This is a genomic window from Virgibacillus sp. DJP39 (assembly GCF_049310925.1).
Classification (GTDB): Bacteria; Bacillota; Bacilli; order Bacillales; family Amphibacillaceae; genus Virgibacillus_F.
This window is the reverse complement of sequence record NZ_JBMERP010000042.1, coordinates 1-24763: the sequence shown is the minus strand read 5'-3', so window position 1 is coordinate 24763 and position 24763 is coordinate 1. Positions and strand designations below refer to the sequence as shown.

At 34.6% G+C, this 24763-nt stretch carries 13 protein-coding genes and 1 pseudogene; 7 read left to right on the top strand and 7 right to left on the bottom strand.

Annotated elements, in window-relative coordinates:
• Window positions 1-3: 3 nt before the first annotated feature.
• Both ACOI1D_RS13580 and ACOI1D_RS13575 read left to right on the top strand, forming a co-directional pair.
• Window positions 4-243 (top strand): DUF3006 domain-containing protein, encoded by a 240-nt coding sequence (locus tag ACOI1D_RS13580; protein ID WP_422501831.1) that lies wholly within the window; start codon window positions 4-6, stop codon window positions 241-243.
• A gap of 146 nt (window positions 244-389) precedes the next feature.
• Entirely contained in the window at window positions 390-2111 is a 1722-nt protein-coding gene (locus tag ACOI1D_RS13575) for a phosphodiester glycosidase family protein (protein WP_422501830.1), read from the top strand.
• Window positions 2112-2341: 230 nt separating this feature from the next.
• On the opposite strand, the gene ACOI1D_RS13570 is transcribed toward ACOI1D_RS13575, so the two are convergent.
• Window positions 2342-2509 (bottom strand): hypothetical protein, encoded by a 168-nt coding sequence (locus ACOI1D_RS13570; protein WP_422501829.1) that lies wholly within the window; start codon window positions 2507-2509, stop codon window positions 2342-2344.
• Window positions 2510-3472: 963 nt separating this feature from the next.
• On the opposite strand from ACOI1D_RS13570, the gene ACOI1D_RS13565 reads away from it, so the two are divergent.
• A complete protein-coding gene (locus ACOI1D_RS13565) occupies window positions 3473-11356 on the top strand; it encodes an S-layer homology domain-containing protein (RefSeq protein WP_422501828.1) in 7884 nt (2627 codons plus the stop codon).
• Window positions 11357-11483: 127 nt separating this feature from the next.
• Here ACOI1D_RS13565 and ACOI1D_RS13560 read toward each other — a convergent pair whose 3' ends face one another.
• The 5 genes from ACOI1D_RS13560 to tagD (ACOI1D_RS13540) form a co-directional block, all read right to left on the bottom strand.
• Window positions 11484-12938 (bottom strand): S-layer homology domain-containing protein, encoded by a 1455-nt coding sequence (locus ACOI1D_RS13560; protein WP_422501827.1) that lies wholly within the window; start codon window positions 12936-12938, stop codon window positions 11484-11486.
• Window positions 12939-13047: 109 nt separating this feature from the next.
• The gene (locus ACOI1D_RS13555; RefSeq protein WP_422501826.1) at window positions 13048-13926 is read right to left on the bottom strand and encodes an accessory Sec system S-layer assembly protein; all 879 of its coding nucleotides are present in this window, start codon (window positions 13924-13926) and stop codon (window positions 13048-13050) included.
• Window positions 13927-13947: 21 nt separating this feature from the next.
• Entirely contained in the window at window positions 13948-16329 is a 2382-nt protein-coding gene (gene secA2 / locus ACOI1D_RS13550) for an accessory Sec system translocase SecA2 (protein ID WP_422501825.1), read from the bottom strand.
• A gap of 393 nt (window positions 16330-16722) precedes the next feature.
• On the bottom strand, window positions 16723-17898 hold the full coding sequence (locus tag ACOI1D_RS13545; protein WP_422501824.1) for a CDP-glycerol glycerophosphotransferase family protein: 1176 nt from the start codon (window positions 17896-17898) through the stop codon (window positions 16723-16725).
• Entirely contained in the window at window positions 17891-18289 is a 399-nt protein-coding gene (gene tagD / locus ACOI1D_RS13540; RefSeq protein WP_422501823.1) for a glycerol-3-phosphate cytidylyltransferase, read from the bottom strand. Before tagD (ACOI1D_RS13540) ends, ACOI1D_RS13545 begins: the two co-directional genes overlap by 8 nt.
• Window positions 18290-19047: 758 nt before the next feature.
• Here tagD (ACOI1D_RS13540) and ACOI1D_RS13535 point away from each other — a divergent pair.
• The 3 genes from ACOI1D_RS13535 to ACOI1D_RS13525 all read left to right on the top strand — a co-directional run bounded on the left by ACOI1D_RS13535 (window position 19048) and on the right by ACOI1D_RS13525 (window position 21871).
• The gene (locus ACOI1D_RS13535) at window positions 19048-19875 is read left to right on the top strand and encodes an ABC transporter permease (RefSeq protein ID WP_422501822.1); all 828 of its coding nucleotides are present in this window, start codon (window positions 19048-19050) and stop codon (window positions 19873-19875) included.
• Window positions 19876-19889: 14 nt separating this feature from the next.
• Complete coding sequence (gene tagH, locus ACOI1D_RS13530; RefSeq protein WP_422501821.1) at window positions 19890-20684, top strand: teichoic acids export ABC transporter ATP-binding subunit TagH; 795 nt, start codon at window positions 19890-19892, stop codon at window positions 20682-20684.
• A gap of 122 nt (window positions 20685-20806) precedes the next feature.
• A complete protein-coding gene (locus tag ACOI1D_RS13525) occupies window positions 20807-21871 on the top strand; it encodes a glycosyltransferase family 4 protein (RefSeq protein WP_422501820.1) in 1065 nt (354 codons plus the stop codon).
• 66 nt (window positions 21872-21937) lie between these two features.
• On the opposite strand, the gene tagD (ACOI1D_RS13520) is transcribed toward ACOI1D_RS13525, so the two are convergent.
• Window positions 21938-22336, bottom strand: coding sequence for a glycerol-3-phosphate cytidylyltransferase (gene tagD / locus ACOI1D_RS13520; protein ID WP_422501819.1), 399 nt, complete (start codon window positions 22334-22336; stop codon window positions 21938-21940).
• A 168-nt stretch (window positions 22337-22504) separates the two neighbouring features.
• On the opposite strand from tagD (ACOI1D_RS13520), the pseudogene ACOI1D_RS13515 reads away from it, so the two are divergent.
• A pseudogene (locus tag ACOI1D_RS13515) lies at window positions 22505-24627 on the top strand (CDP-glycerol glycerophosphotransferase family protein).
• The last annotated feature ends 136 nt before the right edge of the window (window positions 24628-24763 follow it).

Here is a 24763-nt window from a genome sequence, read left to right as displayed (position 1 = left end):
AGAATGATTAAATACACTGTCGATCGAGTTGAAGGTAATTTAGTAGTACTTTTAAAAAAAGGAAATGAATCAGTTGTAAAAGATGTTGCTATCGATTGTTTTCCTAAAGAAATAAAAGTTGGGGATATTGTTGAGGAAACAGAGACAAATGGAGATTTTCAGTACAATATACTAGACAGTGAAACCGAACAACGAAGACAAAAGGCCGATGCGTTGTTAAGTAGACTAAAGAAAAATAAATAGAAACAGTAAGGAGAGTCTCACTATTTGGTGGGACTTTTTTTATTAATATTTCTAATAAATGAGTAAATCTAATCTATTATTCTATTATCTATACGTTTATACTAGAAAAATAGTGAAAAAAAACAACTAGACAAGGGGACTTTTTAGTGAACAAAATTATACATTTATTTATTTTTATGTTTTTAATAGTATTTACTGCAATACCAATGACAGCAGGGGCTGCAACAATTAACGAACAATTCAATGTATCAGACGGGGTAAGCTACAAGGATATCCGGTATTCAGAAGATAGCATTATGCAAGCTGTACGCGTAATGGAGATAGATATAAGTAATCCTGATACATATGTTGATATAGGTGTCCCAACAGCTTTAAACAGACTTCAAACCACTACTGCATTTGCAAATTTTTATAGTCAGGAAAACCGTGCAGTAGTTGGAGCAATTAATGGATCATTTTTCCATTTAGGTACTTCTATGAACCTGGTCTCTAAGGATAATAGACTTGTACATGCAGGTGAAGTTTATGACGGGGAAGAGGATAAATTTGTAAATAAGCCAATTGCATTTGGTATAGGAGAAAACGGTAAAGGAATTATCGATAATTATCAATTGGAAATGAAATATATACATAACAATAAAAGTTATTCTATAACAAGTACGAATAAGGCACGCTCACCAAATAATACTATTTTGTATACTTCCTATTTTCCTGGTGAAACAACAAAAACAAACCAGTGGGGGACCGAAGTAGTCGTGACTCTGCCTTCTCCACCAAGCTTAAAGTTTGGGACCACTGTAACTGGAAAGGTAGAATCCATTCGTCAATCAGGTGATGAAACGGAAACGGTTATACCGAAGAATGGATTTGTTATTTCTGCTCATGGTACGGGTTCTGAACAAATGAGTGACATTAAAGTTGGGGATTCTATCAGTCTCTCAATAGATATAGATTCAAAATGGCAGGATTCCTCTTTCATGCTTGCGAGTGGGCCAATGCTCGTAAAGGATGGAAGCGTATCAGTAACCATGAATCAGGATAGTGCAAATGCCAAATATAGAGCACCTAGAACTGCTGTTGCGATTGACCGTACAGGTGAAAAGGTCTTTTTCGTAACAGTGGACGGCAGACAGTCTGGATATAGTAATGGAATGACTATCAAGCAATTTGCAGATTATCTAGTGAATTTAGGAGCATATCGGGCATTAAATCTTGATGGTGGAGGTTCCACCACAATGGTGACACGTTTTCCTGGGACTGATCGACTTAGTGTTGCTAATTCACCTTCAGATGGATATGAAAGATCTGTATCAACTATTCTGATGGCATTATCAACTGCCCCACTCGAAATATTTAGGGATGTTGCTAGCTCACACTGGGCATATCCATCAACTACAAAGCTTTTTAGAACAGGAACGATAAATGGATATCCAGGGGGTTACTTTGAACCTAATGGTTTAATAAGTCGAACGGAAACAGCTATTATGCTAACCCGTGAGTTGAACCTGGATACAAGCCAGGTTACTGACCCTGGGTTTAAGGACGTTAAGCCAACAGATAAGTATTACAAAGAAATTGCTGCAGCTGCAAACGCAGGATTATTTAAGGGAAGAGAAGAAGATATGTTTGTAAAAGCTGGAGAACTTACACGAGGGGAAATGGCTGTACTGATTCAAAGAGCCTACCATATTGAAAACACAAGTAATAGTTACTTTCCTGATGTAAAGACTAGTCACTTCGCTTATGAAGCTATTAATGCTTTAGCATATCAAGGTATTGCAGAAGGGATGCCGGACGGCACCTTTCGACCAGAGAACTCGATAACAAGAGCGGAGTTTAGCGAACTGTTATTCAAAGTAAATTATTAATCATGTGAAAGTAAAAGTTTTAATATTTTGAATCACAAAAAGCTAACAGGTAGTTTTCGTTAGCTTCTTTTTTTTGAGTATAAAACCCTTACATTGGACTTGAGACTATTGTAGAAATGTGTCCTTCTGTAACACTGTAGGGTGTTAGACAGAATAATAATCATTTAGTCTATTCAAATGGACTGGAACTTATAAAAAAGGAAATGAATAAGTTGCGAACAATGTTCCTATCAATAATTTTTCATGTCCTTTATTTCCTTTTCTAATTCTACAATTTTTCTGTAATTTGATTGAGTTGCCCCAAATACAAATCCTATTACTCCACCTAATATCGCACCGACTGGACCCAAAAATATTAGACCTGGAATACTCGCTACCATTATATAAAAAATAGTCATTTTAATCTCTCCTATGATTTTTTTGTGTGCTACATATTTTTTATTTTACCATTTTTTGTGATGAGAATTATAGTTATCTTTTTTCCACTTAAGTTGGTCAACAAAGCAACGAGCACAATAATTAAGCAATTATCACACAGACTATTATTAGCGTGTAAATTTGGTTGGGATACCGTATTCCACCGAAACGGAACTATTTACTATTTGGTCAGACTTTTTTATTAATATTCTAATAAAAGTTTAAAATCTATTATTCGGTTATTTGTACTAGCAACTTGTTTTACTTCAATAAGGTGGAAAAAATAAGTTACCTATTGCGAGCCCATAATTAATTCTATATGATTTTCACTTAACTTTGCTATTTGTGGTGATCGTAATAGGTAATTACGCCTAAGTTACACTCACTATTATTTCGCTAGTTTCTAAGTCAAATACAATCCCCAGGTAGTTAATCACTTTGACCTTCGAGAATGATTTGTCGAATATCCGGGTTCTAGTTGATGTGTAGATAATTTAATCCAGTGATAAATTTATGTATTTAAACTATCACAAAAAATAAATTTGTTCGAAAATTTTCGTATTATAGCTTGTTTACATAAATTACCTATAGTATTATATACCTATTGGTGAATTTAGTACGGAAGTTAACAGAATTGTTATTAAAATTTCTAACAAAAAGCTTAGTTCCTTATTTTGACAAGAAAAAGGACGAAGAAATAATTTCACCCCAGTTAGCTTTTCCCGATATTCATTCCACACACTAGAAAATCAACAGATGAATTCTTAGTTTTATTTCGTTAATTATTTTTTTCGGTTTAGTGCAGGAGTCTACTTGTCTAAAAAATAGATTGAGAAGAGACACTGCAGAAACACAAAACAAAAAATATCAAGCTAGCTAAGAAAGTTTAGTCTGCCTGTTATTATAAATTAACTAGTACAGTTAAAAAAATTAGGAGTGGTTAAATGAGTGGTAAAAAGAAAGTTTTGGTAAGCTCTTTATCAGTTGCAACCGTGCTATCCTCAGTAGCACCAATGGTCAGTGCAGCGACGTTTGAATCAGAGTTTACAGATGTTAATGAGAAGTCATTTGGATATGAGGCTATCAGCTTCCTGACTTCAAGGGATGTAATCCATGGTTACCCAGATAACACATTTAGACCAAATGAGGCTATTCTAAGGGGACATGTGGCAATTTTATTCGTTAATTATTTTGATTTGGCAACGCCGAATGATCTAGTACGTTTTACCGACATTCTTGCAGACTCAAAGTGGGCTGAGAGTGCAGCAGCAGTTCATGAAGCAGGTATTTTCACTGGTAATACAGATGGTTCATTTGGTCCAGATGAAAATTTAACAAGGGAGCAGGCTGCAACTGTGCTAGTTAAAGCATTTGACTTAGAACACAAAAAAATGGAGGTTCTACCGTTTGACGATGAAGAAACAATTGCATCAGTCCACAAACAAAATGTAGAGACTCTTTACCAGACAGGTGTAATCTTAGGTCATGAAGATGCGACGTTTAGACCACGCGACTTAGTCACTAGAGCGCAATTTTCTTCTATGTTACATAAACTAATTCTTATTCAAGAAAAGCAACAAAAGGAAGAGCAAGATAACACGGATAACAACATCCCAACAGATAATACTGCACCTGAACAAGTAATAGGTGTAGCAGCAACCTCGGAAGCAAATCAAATAACAGTGAATTGGAATGCTTCCAGTGCTTCTGACTTCAAAAGCTATGAAATTTATTACACACCTGGTGAAACTGTTAGCAAGACAACAACACAGGCAACAAAACTGACTGTTACAGATAAAAGCCAATTAACTAAAACCATAACTGGGCTAACCAGTAATACGGAATATGCGTTCGCAATTTATGCTATAGACGATAATGGTAACTATAGCACTCCTGCAAATTTCACAAAACAAACTACTGCTTTAGTTGAAGTTAAGGATGGAGTCAATCCATTTGCTAATAATAATAGCTATGATACAAGTTACGTTATTACACCTATAAAGGGCAATGATGGTACATACGGTGAATATGGCGCAAGTACAATCGGTAATAACGCAATTGTTAATGGAAATCTTACTATAAAAGGTGACTTAGATGGAAATGTAAGTCTTGTTAATTTAACAGTAAACGGAACTATTTTTTTAGATCCAGGTAACGATGGTTCAGTAGAATTAAACCATGTTACAGCTGACGACATCAGGGTACTCTCTGGTGAAAAAGGAACAATCCATTTCAACACTGTTAGAACCAATGAAGTACGAGTAACAGATGACAATGGTGTGAGGCTTGCTACAGATGGAACGAGTAGTATTGGAAATATAACGTTATCGGCGAATGCTCCATCAGTAGAAACTGAAGTTCAGTTAGAAGGTAACTTTAACAGTACTACCATTAACGTTACAAAAGAAACAAAAGTTAGTGCTCAACAAGGTTTCTCGGCTAAGAAAATTAATGTTTCTTTAGCAAAAGAAAATTCTACTATTGAACTTAATGGGGACTTTACACAAATTGAAACTTTAGAAGTATCAACCCCAACTACATTATCAACAAAAAATGGTGCAATAATTAATGATATTAGCTTAAACATTGATGAATCGACGACCAGTAAAATAGTATCTTTGAAAGGGAATTTATCAATTGGTAATGTAACTATTGATTCACCAACAAATTTAGAGGTTGATAATTTGTCCACAATTACAAAACTGAACATTAACAACACGGTTAATATTGAAGGTGAAATAGATAACATCAATTCTTTAGAAGTAAATAATGAAAAGGCAAAAGTTACCTCAACAGGGTCTTCGTTTGCATCATTAATGAATAGCAAAGTAAATGCAGCAATTACAGAATTAAAAGCTTTTCCTACAGATAATGTAACCTTAGAAAACAAGACTGAATTCAACTCGGTTCGTAAACTAATTGATACAGCAATTGCTTTTGGTGCGGATACTGGGGTTGACTTCATAAAGGAAGAAGTAGATTACTATAAAATATTTACAGGGATTCAAAGTGTTTTAGAATCAAAAGTAACTGCAGTAGAAAAAGTAGAAGATACATTAGGTGAATTACCAAGTGATCCATCTTCTGTAAAATTTGCAGGCTTGTCTGTTCTTAAGGAAAAAGTGACTGCTGTAAACGATGCGATTTCAGTAGCAAAGGATATAGGTGTCTCAGAGAATTATATTATAAGTGCAGCAGGTTACTCACTATTGGATTTAGCAGATTCTAGAATAAAAGAAATTGAATCTAATAAAGTTAGTTTTATTCAAGATGCAAATCAGGCTATTGCCGACGTCCCAATTGTAGAGGATATAACCGTCGACACTTTAGCTGTTGGAGAATCTAAAGTTGTGGTTGCGAAAGAAAAGATTGCTATTGCACGGTCAAAGGGTGCTGTCGACGCTGATTTCAACAATTTAGAGAAAGTCGCTAATGTACTTAATAAAATTAATACAATAAAAAGGGAAAAAGCAGATGCTATATCAGATATAGAACAATTAATATCCTCTTTACCTGTTAAACTAGAGTATTCTAATATGGTTCTTGTTCAGCAAGGTTTAAATGAAATTCAAACCAAGATTGAGGAATCAGCAGAAAAAGGCGTAAGTATAGAGGATATAAAAAACTATGCTGACTATATAACTACTCAAACCACTATAGAAAAATTATTAGAAGAAAAAAATGAATCAATTGTTATAGTAGAAGAATTGGTTGCAAGCCTACCTGCTATTACAGAGGTTACCAAAGACAACCTTAATAGTGTACGCAATACACTTGAAGAAATTGGACTGTCTTTGGAAACAGCAAGAGAGAAAGGTGCAACTGATAAGGAAATAGACAATCTGGCAATCTATCAAGAGATAGACAGTAAAGTAGTTGAAACCTTAGCTGGAATACTTACTGCAACAAATAAAGCACTAGCAGAAATACCAATTGTTGCGTTGGTAACTGCTAATAATCTTTCCGATGTCGAGGCAAAGATCTTTGCCGCTGAGGAATTATTAGGATATGCTCGCGAGCATGGTATAAGCGACGATGAAATTTTAGGACTAGCAAAATTAAGTGAAGTTAAAATTAAGATAGAAGAACTTAAGCAAACTAAAACAGAGAGAATTGAACTAGCAAATCAATCAATCAAAAGCTTACCAGCTAGCAACATGGTAACGGTAGATAATTGGGAAACTGTACAAGCTAAATGGTTGAGAGCAAAAACGGCAGTTGAAGCGGCATTAAAAGCGGGTGCTAGTGTGGCAGATCTTATTGATGCAGACAAATTAACAGCTGTAAAGACAGCAATTGATGAAGTTAAGCAATTACCTACGTACACTGATGAATATGACAGTCTAGACGGACTCCAAGATATTAATGAAAGTCCAAATGGGTTTACAGTAGAACAACTCCGTTTTGCTACTAACCAAAGGATTTATGAGGGTGAAATTTCCAAGTACCAGTTTGCAATTAGTAATTATAAAGAAGATGTGAATCGTGATTTAGATCTTTCAGATGTTAACATTATCGTTAAAAGTATTAATAAAACTATTTCGGTAGACTTGTTAGATACTTTAAAAGCGGACCCGGGAAATGTTAGCTTTTCTGTACTTTATACCATTCAAGGGTCAGCACGTGAAGACCTGTTAGTTGAATATCAAACAAGACTGAGCAAATTTGCTAATGTATCGTTAAGTACTGTTCATGATGTAATTACACAGGTTAATCAGGAAACTGCCTTAAAATACTTTAATGAAAATTCTACATTTGAAACTATGAATCAAATGACAGATGCACTTATAGGCTCATGGGGCGGTTTTAACGTATATCATGAATTAAAAGGTCAATATGAACAAGCATCATTGGCATACACTGAAAACGGATTTACTAGTAACGAACTTGCTCAAGCAATTAAAAACGTTAATGAGCAACATTTTTCTCAGCTGGTAGAAAGTATTAACCAGGATATAAATTCTTTTGATTATGATCAGTTATATTACTTTAGCAATTACGTTTCCAGTTCACGTATTACTGAAAAAGCTTATGAGGCACTCAAAGCATCAGAAGGAGAAATAACAAAAGAAGATATTGAAACAGCATTAACCAAAGCCTTAGGAGATAGTGTTGTTAACTTAGTTAATACGAATGCAGGGTTAATTACACATAATGATTTATATGAAGTTCTAGGCTATCAACTAGTAGAATTTAACAATCTAAATAGCTATCGTGATGTATTAACGGTTCTTGCAACTGAAGACGAAGAAGTAACAATAGAAAAAATAAGAGAAGCAATTGTTAGCGCTAACCAAAACAGCTCTACAACTTATCTGGACTATATTAACAATAACCCATCAAGTTTTACTAAGTATGATATTGGAAAGCTAGATTATTATTACTTTAATGAGGCTTATCTGGAGGATTATCGGACTGCTATCCTAACTGCAAAGGACGAGAGTATTTATTTAACTAAATCGTTGCTGGAGGATCTTATTGTCAAGGTAAATAAACAAAAGGCATTAAATCTAGTTGTCACAAATCCTCAACAGGTTACAACCGATGTACTAATGGATGCTACAAATACTTTAATAATAGAGGAATTAATAACTGAGTATATTAATAAGATTGAGGAAGCAATTAACTCTGATCAAATACTAACAGCTAATAGTTTAGAGGATCTTATATCAGCAGTTAACGAAATCTATATACAGAAAGTGCTTGTAAAACTAAACGAAAGTACTCTTTCATTAACTTTTGAAGAATTAAGACTTTTCGGCAATCCAATAGAATCAGTAGAAATGCATAACTATCAACATGCATTAGATGATTGGATCGAAATTAACGGTCCATTTCAGCAAAAACGTGATATTTATGAAGTGATAATAAAAGTTAATCGCCAAGAAGTAATAAAAGATATAAATCAAGGGAATGTAAATTATAGGTTAATCCAGAGTTTTGCAAATTATGGCACTTATGGTTACTATCAAAATAAATATGAGGAAGGTGTCAGAGAGCTTTTAAATGAACCCACTGCCCTATTAACGGAGTCTATATTAACTCAGATTATAAACAGAATAAATGCCGAGATTGAACTAGAAATTGCTAAGCAAATAAGTCTTAATCCAGAAACGCTTACTGTGGAACTACTTAATTCTGTAAATATTTATTGCAATCAAGAACAACTATCTATTTTTAAACAGATTCTAACTGAAAAAGTTCAATCAAATGGTGGCGAAGTAGTATCATTTAGTGAAATAGAATCAATTGAAAAATTAGTACAACAACAAAGCATTGTTAATAAAATAAACAAAAACATTTCCTTCGTTACGAGTCAAAATCTTTATGAAGTCGTAGGGCACGTAAATGACAAAGACCTATTTAATAAGTATATTGCTGCAATTAAAAAGAATGCTAACTATGGTAGTCTTACGAGTCAAGATATAGTAAATATAGTTGTAGCTGTTAATGAACAGGAATTTACGGAGACCTTGAAACTAGTTAATAGTAATTCTGACGCCATTACAATTGAAATGTTAGAAAGGATTGGCTTGTATAATCTAGATGAAGATAACTTAGGTGCCTACAAAATCGCAATCAAGGCTGAAAATGCAGATTTGAATGTCGATGGTTTACGTCAACTGGTTAGGAATGTAGACGAAGCGAAAACATTATTAGTAATTAATGGAGACCCTGTTAACATAACGGTGGAAGCACTACAAATTTTTGCTAATGTTGAAGACCCAAATCAGCTTTCTAGATATCAAACAGCAGTATCCGAAGCCAAAATAGCGAACAAAGATGAAGACTTAACCCCCGACCAAGTACGAGATGCTATTTTTAAAATCAATACATTAATTAGGAATGAGTTAAGAAGTGGTGCTCTATTAAAGATAAACAATGATACAAATTCATTATCTCTAGCGATGATGAGATATTTTTATATTAATGGTTTTGTTGGATATTTAGATAGATATAAAACTGCAGTAAAAACAGCACAAACTGAAAATAATGGAACACTTGATGAACAACAACTAATCAAAACATTAGAACTTGAACACAGTGATATTGCTCTTGAATTAATTAATCAAGATCAAATAACCATTACCAAAGAAATTATCTCAGGAGTAACAAATGATGGTCTCTATTATGATACAGAACTATATGCTACAGCACTCCAAAAAGTAATTAAAAGTAATGGGGCTCTCACTAAGGAGCAGATTAGTGAAATTGTAATCTTAGTTAATCAAGAACAAGCTATGGAACAATTGCTAACCAATTATGATAGCTTTGAACTTTTTGAGCTAGATATTCTATTCGGTGGGGAAAATGTAGAAAGTAATCTTATCGAGGACTATCGTATAGCAGTTACAAAGTTAGTAAAAGAAAATGATGTGGTAACAAATGAGATGCTCAAAACTGCAATTGTCACAATCAATCAAGAAAAAGCAGTCGAAATTATTGAACAAGACATAGAAGGGTTTGAATTATATCTATTAGATAAACTAGTAGAAAATTTCAAGTGGGATTTAGATGCTGACTACCGTTATGCAATTACGGAGAAAGCGAAAGATGGTACACTGACCGTCGCGGAAGTTATAAATGCTGTAACACAAGTGACTGAAACACAACTTAACACAAATTTACAGTACATTATTGATAACCCAGAAAGTTTTAGTTATGACGATCTTGCAGTTGTTCTTGGTTATGATGTTGTCCAAAGTGCTCATCTGGAGGACTATCGAAGTGAAATTGTTAAATTAGTTTCTTCAACTGTAGATATTACACTGTCCTTGTTACTAGAGACTGTTACAACTGTAAATGAATCGGTTTTAACAACTTTTGAAACTAGTGAAAGTGAAGCGATTAGTAGCTTTAATTCGACTTTAAACCAAGAGGGGTCAATAATAACTGATGAGGAAAGACTGGATCTCATTACAACTCAAATAAGTGGATTATTTGATGAAGTCGGAAATCTACTAGCGGCAGATGAACAGGTGATTGCAGGCTTAAGGGAAGAATTAATAGATATTGGAAGTACAACTAGCATTGACATTGCACCAATGTTAAAAAAGCTTAATATTGCAGATGAACTTCAAATCAGCAGTGAAGCTAGTTCTTCAAATAGTGCTGTTAACAAGCTATGGGTTTCTGAAATAGACAGAACTATTAGAGAGGAATTAACATTAGATCAGATTAATAATGTTCAAAGTCAGATTGATGCTCTTGCAAGTACAAGTTTAGTTAAACCATTGTTAGAAGATGAACTAGCTGAGATTCAAGAAATTTTTACTATCCGTACTACTTCAGAAGCAGTAAATAAATTATTTGATGAAACAACTAATTTGCTCGATGTGGTGACGAATGAAACGGTTTCTGTAGCCCAAACCTTAGTGAATGAATTGCCTGTTGACTATCCAGATAAGAAGTCGTTGCAAATGAAGTTAGATGAGGCTTGGACTCAGTTGCTTCAAAAGGAATTAAAAGACTTACAATTAGATGTAATAGTTGATTCATCTGTAGCTGAAGAGAATAGTCTATCAGAACTCCTATTTACTACCTCTGGTGGGCCGGTTTTGAGCGACACTGTTACTATTAACTACGAATCTGTTTTTGACCGTAATGCAGATGTTCAGGAGGATGCTGATTATTTAGTTCTTAAAGATCAGGTTGACGGATCAAAGGTTCTTGAAATTATAGGAACTAATACAACCGGTTCAGCAGATGAAGAATATGTGTTAGTTGAATTCTCCAATGAAGGAGCAAGCATCCAACAAGAATTTTCAGTTTCGTTTTTGCAAGAAGATACTTCCAGTGATGGATCTATAACTGTGGGCACAAAATAATTTTGGAGTAACATTAGAAAAAAGTAGAGCTGATAATGTATCAGCTCTACTTTTTTAGTATTTTCTTTTCTATTTCCAGTATTAACTTTAGAAAGGATACTATGAAATGTTAATAATAATTTTGATTCTATCTAAACCGGTCATTCATTGAACGTGCCATAAACACAGCAAACTGTTCTCTGGTTACATCTGTTGAAGGACCAAATGTTGTTGGAGTTATACCTTTAGTTATTTCAGCCTCATATATACTCGAAATCGGATCTGCATACCAAATGCCTGATTCTACGTCAGTGAAAGGAGTATCATTTGAAGCTTCCGGGAATTTATAAATTCTTTGTAAGACAACTGCCATCTCAGCTCTAGTTAAAGTGGAATCAGGTTCAAAAGTACCATTTTTATTACCTTTGAATAAACCCTCATCAACTACCGCCGAAATTTCATTATAGTAAGGATAACTTTTTGGTACATCTTCAAAGTTAGGATTAGGACTATTCCCAAGTGAAAGGTTTTTTGACCTAGCAATCATCAGAACTGCTTGCCACCTTTTAAGATTCTGTGATAGTCCAAATTCACTGTTACCAATTCCGTTGATAATGTCTCTATCAACTAAATAATAGATTTCTTCCTCTGCATAATGACCAGCCGGAACATCTTTAAATTGAAGACCATTTAGATAGCTGGATGCTACAAATCCGGTGTCGCCATTTCCACGCTTAACAGGGTACCAGACAAAATGGTTATCCGGATCTTCTCCATAGGCAATTGGACCTTCAATTGTTAATATTTCACCATTGTTAATATCACCTATATCTGTACCTCCAGGGAAGGCTCTTATATTCATATCAGATGTTGCTTCAACCTTTTGACCTTGTTTAAACAAATAGTTAGTTTTTGTAAATGGCATATCAAAATGATAATTCATTGTTAAAAATTCAATGTTTTCACCGCTAGTCGTGTCGTATTGAAAGTCTGAATTTGAAAAAGGTAATGACTGCATTGTCACCAATTCTAAATTTGCAATCTTGTCTATAACCTTTTCTTGATAAGCATTTGGATTGGTTTTTCCCGTATCTTTAACAACTGGACTGTTTACTGGTTTGGTTCCATTATAGGCCATGATAGAAAAATACCAATGCTCTAATACATCTCTATTTCCCTCATTGATGGTAGGTAAATCTGTACGCTTAAACATGCTATCTAGAATGTTTGCTCCAGCTCTGATGTTGTAAATAATATCTGTTTTAAGTGATTCCAAAACATAATCTTCTTTATTCGTGATTTGCATTACCCCAATACCACCGTCTGATGTGATAATGGTATTTCCGTTATCATCATATTGATGCCAGTTTGCACTTTCTTTCTCTGCAATTGCCTTGAAAATTTCCGGTGGAATATCGTACTCAAGAGCTACCTCAGTCAATAAACAATTCATTGTTTTAGGGTCAGGATTCACACCAGGCTTGGCAATATAACTGCATTTTTCTGCTATATTACTAGATTCAGCACTCACACCAATAGCTGTAGATTGAAACAAGGCTGCAAATAGTGACACTATCATTAACAGCTTTACTAAATTTTTCATCACTTATACACCCCTTTAAAAGATTACTAGAAATTAAATAATACCATAAATTGGAAAGATAAAATAGGTTAGTAAAAAGGATTATTATCATTGATAATAACCCTTATAATTACTGGATTGGATACACTTGCCATTTGGAAAGGTCTATTTCCTCTTTGGTTATTACGGATGCTGGAAATATAAACGTCCATGGTTTGCTAGTATTTGCCTTCACAGTGAAATCTTCTAATTTAAAGCTCCCTTTAGCGATTTCTTCACCACTTGCATCCTTCAATCCGAATGGAGCTTGCTCTAGTGTGATATTCTTTTCTGCACCATTGCGAATTAAAATCGTTACCACCAAATCTTTATTTTCTTTTTGTTTCGCTTCAAGCCCCATAAAGTTGACTTCTCCAGGCTTTAAAGGAGCAGCACTTTCAACGATTTTCTGTAAACTCGATTTAGTATTTTCTGCAATTGATTTTTCCCATGACTCAGCTAGATCCAGCTGATGTTTTCGTTTAATTTCAAAAGCAAGGGACCATGCGTTTAAATCTGTATCAACCCCAGAACTTATATCATTTGGAGAAAATAAAAATCTCCACGGACGTGCTGAAGTAGGGGGAAGTGTACCTAACTGTTTTAAATCAAATTCTTTCTTTGCAATAACCTGTTTAGATTCTCCAAGCAATAGAATCGTCGTTTTCTCAAAGTGTATACTCTTTTTTAATGTATTTTTAATAAGAGCTGTTGCAACTAGACTATTATTTTTTTGTTTGTTTATTTCAATAGGATATAAGGAAATCTGATTCACTTTTAGTTTAGGGCTTTCACTATTATGATAAGCATACACATACTTTTCTTCGTTTGGAATATTCCAATTAGGTAACAAGGATAGCTCTGTATCAATCATAGCTTCACCCTGATTAGCATCTTCTGAACCGATTATTTCTTCTGCATTTACTGAACTTTCCTTTTCTGCTTTTTTCTGTCTTTTGGAACCAAACATAATAACTTCCTTTCCTGGTAATTAATTTTGTGACGACCCTTTATTTTCCCTATCAATAATGCCTTTAATAAGTCCTGTTAATCTGAATGCAAATTCATATTCAATTTCATGGTAGGTTGTTTCAAAAAGTTTATATCCTTCTTTTTGAAATAACTCGACAGGATTCTCTTGTTGGTATTGTCTAATCCCAATACCCTCTTTAAGTTGATTCATTGTGTCTAAATGTTTTTTCCACAACGTATCAATGACAAATAATCCAATACCTTTTGAGGAATTCTGAACTTGTTCACGATTTTCGTATGTGTATATAAGTTCGTGGTGCATATCTATATAAGGTCTAATAAAATTTTGGACTTCATCAGCATTATTAAAATCACCAACTCTATCATCAAAAGACACATCTACTAGTAAAATAGTGTTTAGTTCTTTTTCTAAACCTTCCAAATCCCATTCTTCAGGCAGGAGGTCGTTAGAGCAGAATGCTGCAACAAATTCACCCGGAAGGGAACTAGTTTGTTTCGTTAAGAAGTGAATTGTGTTATCGGTTTGCAATAACTCATCGCGCAATTTGTATATTACTCCGCGCTGATCGTTTAACACATTCTCAAGGTTTAAGTTATAATCGCGGAACTGATAATGAACACCTTCACTAATCCTTTGAGCTGTATCTACAAATTTATACACATTTGCTGTCTTTATTAAACCGGTGTTATAAGATTTGAATTTAGGTTTAGCCCTTTCTAATTCGTCTGCCGCATAGCGAATAAATAAGTAATCTTCAAGAGAAAGTATAAATTGAGTTGAACCCGGATCACCTTGTCTTGCTGAGCGCCCCTTTAATTGATCATCGATACGTCTACTTTCGTTACGTTCAGTTCCTATGACATGGAGTCCTCCTAGCTCGGTTACTCCTTCACCAAGCATAACGTCCGTCCCGCGCCCAGCCATATTAGTCGCAATGGTGATCTGATTCTTTTGACCAGCTAAAGCAATTAAATTAGCCTCTTGTTGTACGCTTTTAGCATTTAAAAGCTGATAAACAAGATTTTCTTTGTCAAGAGCCTTTGCAACATCTTCAGACTGAAGGATTGACGTGGTACCAATGAGTATAGGTTGTCCTTTTTCATGTCGTTCTTTTACTTCTTTTAGCAAATAGTTGTATTTTTGCTCGCGTGTTGAATACACCCTATCCGGATGGTCAACTCTTTGATTTGGTTTGTTAGTTGGAACTATGACAACACCCATTCCATAGATCTTTCTTATTTCAGTCTCTTCTGTTTTAGCAGTACCTGTCATGCCTGATAATGAAGGGTACATTCGGTAATAGTTTTGAATTGTAATGGAAGCGTGGGTTTTGTTTTCATCAGTATTAATTAGGCCTTCTTTTGATTCTATCGCCTGATGCAACCCATCACTTAAGCTGCGGCCCTCCATGATTCTACCTGTATTCATATCAACAAGCTTAACTTCACCTTGCTCTACAATATAGTCAACATCACGCTGATATAATACTCTTGCTCTTAAGGCTTGAAGTAATGAATGGAATAATGAACTATGCTCTAGATCAAATAAATTATCTACTCCAAATATTTTTTCACATTTGTTTAAACCATCCTCGGTAAAATTAACTACTTTTAACTCAAGGTCGTAGGTGTAATCAATATCTTTTTTAATGCCTTTAACAACACTTGCACAAACACTATATAGACGATCGCTTGGCTTACTTTTTCCAGCAATTATCAATGGTGTTTTGGCTTCATCAATTAAAACACTGTCTACTTCGTCGATAATGGCATAATGATAGGGACGCTGGACCTTTTGACTGATTGATTGGACTGTATTATCCCTTAAATAATCAAAGCCAAATTCTGTTCCAACACCATATGTAATATCACATTTATAAGAATACTGTTTTTCACTACCGCTTAGTCCAGGAACGTTCAAACCTACTGAAAGCCCAAGGAATTCATGAATTTGACCAATTAATTCTTTGTCACGGCGAGCGAGGTATTCGTTAACTGTAATAATATGAACACCTTTACCCTGTAGTGCTATTAGATAGCTCGGTAATGATGCAACAAGTGTTTTACCCTCACCTGTAGCCATTTCTGAAATATTACCATCCAGAAGAACTAATCCGCCAATTAATTGCACGTCAAAGTGACGTAAACCTAATATCCGCCTGGATGTTTCACGGACTGTTGCAAAAGCATCAACTGCGATGTCCTGAACTGTTTTTCCTTCTTGTAACAATTGCTTAAATTCAGTTGTTTTTTGTTTCAATTCATCATCAGTAAGAGCTTTATACTGTTTCTCTTTCATATTAATTTTCTCAACAGTTTTATAGTAATTTTTTAACTCACGAATATATTTTGGTTGTTTAATATTTTTGATCGCATTCATTTCCATTAAAACTCCTTAGAAGTTGATTTCCTGTCCTATATTATAACACGTAATTGATTGAGAATCATAAATAATCAGAGAAAGAGAATCATTATTCTATTGCAGTTATTTACCTGTGGTGATTTAGTGGAAAATCAATAATAGACCCGGCATGTAAGGTACCACCCGAGCAAGAAAGGCTCTTCATATCTAAGGTTGTACAGAAGAGATATAGAAAGGGTTAAAAAATTTTACTGTAAAGAAAAGAAAGGGACAATTAAATGTCCCCTTCATGATTAAAACCAATCTATAATACGATGAAATACGGATATATTGGTGAAAAGTGGTTGAGTTAATAAAGAAAAGAACGATTAGAGCTGGGACATAATTAGGCTCGGCTCTCGAACAATATATCTACAATGAAATCTCTTCTGACATACTTTCATTCATAATGAATTCTGCCACATTCATACTGGACTTTCCGAATGAGTAATCGTTCCATTCGCCTGCAAACGCTTTTATTTTTTTGAAGTCAAAATTATTCTGTTCTATCGCTTTTATAATTTCTTCAGTTGTCTGGACGATTGGACCAGGCATTTCGTATTGATAATTCTTTAATAATCCTCTTGTTCTATCGTAATCATGTAAATCGTAAGCAAAAAATATCATTGGTTTATTTAACAGGGAAAATTCAATTGGAACAGATGAATAATCTGAAATCAGTAGATCTGATAACAGCATTAGATGATTGCTGTCATAGTAGCCTGAGACGTCATAAACAAATTCATCATATTTTTCGTCAAATGCATAGCTTACAGCAGGGTGCAGTTTAACAAATAGTACATAATCATCCGCCAATTTTTGATGCAGTAATTTTACATCCAGCTGTAATTGATAATTAGTTAGCTCAAGGTCACGGTATGTTGGAGCATAGAGGATAACCTTTTTTCTGCTTATGATTGGATAGTAGCTTTTTAGCTTTTGATAGATTTCCTGTTTCTCTTTATTGTCATAAAAAACATCTGTCCTTGGAATACCGGTACGCAGGATACGGTCATCAGTTATTTCGAAACTATTGAGAAAAATAGCTGCCATTTTCTCTGATCCAACTGCAACAAAATGAAAGCGACTGTACACTTTACGAAAGCGTGCTTTAGATCTTTCACTTCTTGTTTTACTTGAAGTATCGCTGAGTCCAAACTGTTTCAGCGCTCCAACAGCATGCCATAGTTGAATACAAGTAGTTCCAGGTTTGAAATTTGTAACTGCCAAGAAGCCAAAATAGTTATCTACTAATATAGTTGTAGCAGTTGCCAGGTGATAAATAGATTGTACACATGCTAATGGATGGGTCACACTGAAATTCAGCAAGTATCCGTTCTCTTTTTGGAACTCATAGTTACAGCGGCGACTTTTTAGAATAATGATTCGCTCATCTGATAGATTGCTTAACGAGCGGGTTGTGTAAAATATATTGTCGCCAAAGGAAGCGACACAAACAGTCTTATTTTGTTGGGGAAGCAGTTTAAAGAGAGAAAATAAAGCTTTAAACAGGAAGAGGTAGGTTGAAATTGTAATTTCCCTAATCATTTTGCACCTTAAACAAATCGCTTTTAATTTTGGATGTGGAGATTCCAACTGTTCTGGACAAATAAACAACCTCACAATAATCGTTTAAAAAATCAAATTGACTTTTCCAGTCATCTCCCATTACAAATGTATCGATATTATATTTTTGCACGTCTTCAATCTTTTGTTTCCAGCTATTCTCTGGAATAACTTGATCAACGTCGCGAACTGCTTCAAGAATTGCCTTTCTATGTTCAAAGGTGTAATATGCCTGCTTGTCTTTAATTGCGTTGAATTGATCAGAAGATATAGCAACTATTAAATAGTCGCCAAATCCTTTTGCACGACGTAGAATATTAATATGCCCGATATGAAGCAGGTCGAACGTTCCGTATGTAATTATTCTTTTCATCGCAAAAACCTCCATAAAGTATTCAACTACAATAATACTATACTTTGTTCACAATGTTATATAAAAATCTTCGACAAAGAATGCAGGGCTTTAGCTAAATGCTCTTTTTATAGGTTTTGTTGCTAGTTAACCCTCGCAGTTGATAATAGTGAAATTCTTTTGGACGCCGTTCCTGCACAATACTTCGCTTTCCGCGGGCACGGCCTCAGTCTCCTCAGAAGCAAAGAACGCTTCTTCCGGGGTCTTCGGACTCGCGATTTTCCCGCAGGAGTCTTCGTATTCTGCCTTCACTAAGATAGAAATCTACTCATTAATTCTGTGTCTTTTCGGGATTCTTCTCCCTTGAACAGAAACCTATCCTAAGCGGAGGGAAAATGCGAGACTCCAGTGGGAAAGGAACAGTCTGAAGACCCCGCAGTGAGCGGTTTTTGCTCCGAGGAGGCTGAAGCGTTCCCCACGGAAAGCGAGTGTTTTTCCGCAGCGTTGGATCAGCACCAATCCAATAAAAGGTGGTAGGAAATAAATACAGCAGTTATGTCTCAGTTTATAGTTTTTATGTCAAAAGCACCAATCTTGTAGAAAATCGCCTAACTAAAAGATCCTATTATGCTAGTATATGACCAGTCGAATAAAAAAATTAGTTTTTTTTACCTGAACCCCTTCAAAGTGTCTATTCTGTGTTACTATCAGTTTATTAGGTTTTGATCTAATAAGACATGATTCACATATTACTTACTGTGGATTGAGAGGATATATTTATGAAGTCTGCAATTACTGTACTAAAAGAACAAATCCAGCACTTTTATTTAATTAAAAGATTATCGGTATATGAATTAAAAAGTAAAAACAAAAATAATTATCTAGGTATGGCATGGGAAATAATCAACCCACTGATACAAGTTCTGATTTATTGGTTTGTGTTTGGTGCACTTAGGGACCGTACTCCTATTAAACTGGCACCAGGTATGGAAGTGCAGTTCATCAATTGGTTGCTTGTAGGTTTTATTTTATGGATATTCTTTTACCAGGCAACAATTGAAGGATCAAAATCAATTTACACAAGATTGCGGATGCTGTCGAAGATGAACTTTCCTATGAGCATCATTCCGAATTTTATAATTTTTTCAAAATTTTATATACATTTGTTTATGTTGATGATCACGATAATTATTTTCCAGCTGACTGGCTATATCGCCACGGTCTATTACATAGAGCTAGTTTATTTTATCTTTGCAACCTTTTGTTTGATTTTTGCTATATCACTCATAACTTCAACACTGTCAACTATTATTCGAGATGTCCATATGCTCTTGAACTCAACCCTGAGAATGGGGTTATATTTATCCGGCGTACTATGGCCAATAACAATATTAAGTGATTTTCAACCCTGGGTAACTGTAGTGTTAAAATTAAACCCGCTTTATTATTTAATTGAAGGTTACCGAGCAGCATTGTTTGGGACAGAATGGTACTTCATTACCAACTGGAATTACACGCTGTATTTTTGGGTAGTAGTAATACTATTATTCCTATTCGGATCAATTCTACATATAAAGTTCAGAAGACATTTTATTGATTACTTGTAAAGGTTTGTGATGGTATGGAAAAATCGATAATTACCCGAAATATTACTAAGAAATATAAATTATACAATGGTACGAAAGAACGTCTGCTTGATTTAATAACACCGAGAAGCTATGGAAAAGACTTTTATGCCCTGAGGGACGTGAGCTTCGAAGCTGAAAAAGGTGATGTTATTGGATTTGTTGGAATAAATGGATCTGGTAAATCAACACTATCAAATATTATAGCAGGGATTATTCCCGAAACAGCAGGCGATGTAACAATCAATGGGCAGGTTTCCCTAATTGCAGTTGCATCTGGACTTAAGGGTGATTTGACGGGACGGGACAATATTGAGCTCAAGTGCTTAATGCTGGGCTTTAACAAAAAAGAAATAAAAGCATTGGAACCAGAAATAATTGAGTTTGCGGAAATTGGAGATTTTATTGACCAACCGGTTAAATCATACTCAAGCGGGATGAAATCAAGACTTGGATTTGCAATTTCCGTAAATATTGACCCGGATATTCTAATCATTGACGAAGCGCTTTCTGTAGGAGATAAAGCTTTTGCAGAGAAAAGTTTGGATAAAATGAAAGAGTTTAAAGATAAAGGAAAAACGATGATTTTTGTAAGTCACTCCATCGGTCAGATGAAGCAATTTTGCGATAAGATTCTTTGGCTTGAGTATGGGATGGTTAAAGAGTTTGGAGCAGTTGAAGAAATATTGCCAAGGTATGAAGAGTTTTTAAAAGTGTATAAGAAAATGTCTAAGAAAGAACGCAACGCATACAAACATGCATCAAAGCCGAACCAGGCATTAACAGTGTAGGCAGTTGATTAATGATGTGGAACAGGAAAAGAGTATTTCAAACTTCATTGGCGATTTTCGTATGAAAACTATATAATAGATAGAGAGATAAAAAGTTTACTTATTTAAAATGAGGTGTAAAAATGCTCGAAATACTTTTACTTGCCTCGTTAACTTTAGTGATAGCATTAATTTTAACGCCGCTTGTTATAAAAATGTCTATAAGGATAAAGGCAACAGATGAACCTAATTATCGTAAAGCACATGTTACTCCAACCCCTACACTCGGAGGTATTGCAATCTTTTTAAGTTTTCTAGGTGGGCTTCTCATTCTACAGCCTTCAAGTGATTTTCATTTACCTGTAATTATAGGAGCAACTATCATTATTCTGCTGGGTATATTTGATGACCTGTACAATTTGTCACCAAAAGCTAAGCTGGTTGGACAAATTGCAGCAGCTTTTATTGTTGTATCTTGGGGAGGCTTACAGATTGAATTTATCAATCTACCATTTGGTGGTCAAATTGGTTTTGGTTTCCTAAGTTCTATTGTAACAATAGTTTGGATTATTGCTATTACTAATGCTATTAATCTGATTGATGGATTGGATGGACTTGCGGCAGGCGTTTCTGCAATTGCATTATTTACAATAGCAGGGATGGCAGTGCTAACTGGCCAGGTATATGTCGCAACCATGGCACTCGTTTTGTTTTTTAGCATAATGGGATTCCTGCGTTATAATTTTAATCCAGCAAAAATATTTATGGGTGATACTGGGGCTTTATTTCTGGGATTCATGATCAGTGTTCTGGCTATTCTAGGCTTTAAGAATATTACAATAGTATCATTTGTAATTCCGATTTTTATTTTAGGGGTACCCATATCTGATACAATCATTGCCATTATTAGAAGACGTGTAAATAATAAACCAATGTCAAGCCCAGATAGCTCGCATTTACATCACCGACTAATGCAGTCTGGATTTACTCACAAGCAGACAGTATTGTTCATCTATTCATTAAGTATCATGTTCAGTGTTGCTGCAATCTTCTTTTCTATGACTACTTTATGGGGTTCAATAATTATTATGGGTGTTACCTTACTTGCAATTGAGGTATTAATCGAAAATCTCGGATTAATTAATAATGATTTTAAGCCTTTAACCAATTTAGTTAAGAATATCCGACAAAGTATAAAAAGTAATTAAAAACTGCTAGCCGGATGGTGAGGGAGGCTAGCAGTTTTGTGATAATATACTGAGCAACAGTAAGAATTATCCTTTTTCCATTCTGTGTAAGTCTTGCTTAATCTGAGTGGTTGAAATACCAACTGTACGTGGTAAATAGACAACTTCACAATGATTTCCCAAAAAGTCAAATTGACCTTTCCAATCATCTCCCATTACAAATACGTCAACATTATTTTCTTGGATATCGTTAATCTTTTGTTCCCAGTTGTACTCTGGGATAACTTCATCAACATACCTAATTGCTTCAAGAATTGATTTGCGTTGTTCAAAGCTGTAATAAGCCTTTTTGCTCTTTAACGCATTAAATTCATCAGATGATATTGCCACAATCAAATAGTCGCCAAATTCTCTTGCGCGACGCAATATACTAATATGACCTATATGAAGCAAGTCGAATGTTCCATAAGTGATTACTTTCTTCATTAGAGGACCTCCAATAATTAACTGGTTTTCTACATTACAATAACTATACTATGAAAATCTGCTAGTGTCGCTAAATATTGGAAAAGTAATCTGCTATAATCCAATGAGCAGGTTTCGATGCACATAAATAATTGTATAATATGATAACTCAGGAGTTGAGGGTAACCCATGATTGAAAGCGAATTGAAGAATAGGAAGTTAATTAACTTAAGTATTTTTCAACACACATATACGCTTCAAGTACCTTTTTTAAAAAGGAATTTAAATGAACTTGAAGCTTATCACTTTAGTTTAACAAATCAATTTGGTGAAGAAATTATTGAAGTCGATCACTGTATATTATCAAATGAGGGAGACTATACCATATTTGAGTTAACCATTTCGTTTGATACATCTAATGAGAAGTTCTTCAACAATGAATTTTTAAATTTGTCGATGATCAAGCTTAAGGATGGCGTTGAGTCAAAAGCAAGAATTAAAAGCAATTATGATCGTTTACAATTCAACACTATTTTAATTAAAGATGATGAAAAGATTTTTTATCCTTTCACTACTAAAAAAGGTAATGTTTCTTTTCGCGTCAATGAGTACCAATTATTCAGTGGCTTCGATGAATTAGAACTAACCAACGAAAATTTAAGCTTTAGTGGCCATTTTAACTATGCTCCGTTATACCTTGGTGGAGACCATAAGCTAGTTGAATTAAAAATGTTTATAACGAATAATTTAGACGAGTTGGAATTTGAATTACCCGTTGAAATAACCAATAGAGAAGACCTTGTTAATAAATATAATAACGGTAAGTTGAAAAATGCAGGCTTTAAAGGTGTGTTTAATTATTTATCACAAATTAGTTTAGATCAAAACAAATATTTCAAATTTTATCTAGAGTTAGTATATGAAAAAGGTGGCTTCCATTACACTACTAGAAGTGGTAGGCTGCGTTTTAACAATGTAAAGGCCACCTCGCAAGCACAAGTGAATTTTTTGAAATACAATAATCAGAAAATGAAAGTGGAAATGAAACCAACACGTGTTTCAAAATATCTCTCATTTCAAATTGTGAAATATAATTTGAAAAATGAGGTGTTGCGAAAAGTAAAATCCAAATGGGTACTAGTTAGAAGAAGTAAAACCCTGATGAATTTATATAAGAATGCTTTTGTTATTCTGGGTAAGCTACCGCCTAAACGGAAGTTAATTATGTTTGAAAGTTTCTTAGGTAAGCAATATAGCGATAGTCCACGAGCAATTTATGAATACATTCTAAAAAACGATCCATCTTATGACATGTACTGGAGCGTCGATCGAAGGCATATGAAGTTTTTTGAAGATAAAGATGTCCAACATGTTCGACGCTTTTCAATAAAATGGTTATTGTTAATGGCACGAGCTGGTTTTTGGGTATCAAATAGTCGTTTGCCACTCTGGATACCAAAGCCCAGACACACTAAGTATTTACAAACGTGGCATGGTACCCCATTAAAGCGACTTGCAGCTGATATGGATGAAGTTCATATGCCAGGAACCAGTACGGAGACATATAAAAGAAACTTTCTTGAAGAAGCGAAGAAATGGGATTACCTGGTCTCCCCTAATGCATATTCAACCACAATATTTAAAAGAGCATTCGGATTCAACAGACATGTAATTGAGTCGGGCTACCCAAGAAATGACTTTTTATTGAACTCAAATAATGAACAGTCAATTTCACAAATAAAGCATAAAACCAATCTTCCAGACGATAAGAAAGTAATCTTGTATGCCCCCACCTGGAGAGATAATCAGTTCCATACAAAAGGTAAATATAAGTTTAGTTTGAAACTGGATTTGGAACGCTTACAAGAAGAACTCGGTAATGATTATGTGATAATACTCCGTCTACATTATCTAATAGCGGAGAATTTGGATCTGGCAGGTCTGGAGAACTTTGCGTATGACTTGTCGCATCACGAAGATATACGAGAGCTTTATCTAATTGCAGATCTATTAATCACAGATTATTCTTCTGTTTTTTTGATTATGCAAACCTAAAACGTCCAATGTTATTTTTCGTTTATGATATTGATGATTATCGAGATAACTTACGTGGATTCTACTTTGATTTTGAAGAACAGGCACCTGGACCATTGGTTAAGACAACTGAAGAGGTTATTTCTGTTATCAAAGAGATCAAGCGAAATGGATTCATACCTTCAGATACAACAGATGAATTTTATGAAAAATTTTGCTATTTAGAGGATGGGCATGCTACAGAACGGGTCGTTAGAGAATTTTTTTATGGTAAATGAATTTGTCCAACACTCCGGTAAATTTCCAAAATTAATAAAAAGCCTGCTGACCTATATGGTCAGCAGGCTTTTCTGGGCAGGTAAGAAAGTATAAATGCTTTCTTACTGCATAAGTGCAACTAAGGCTTTCGCCATT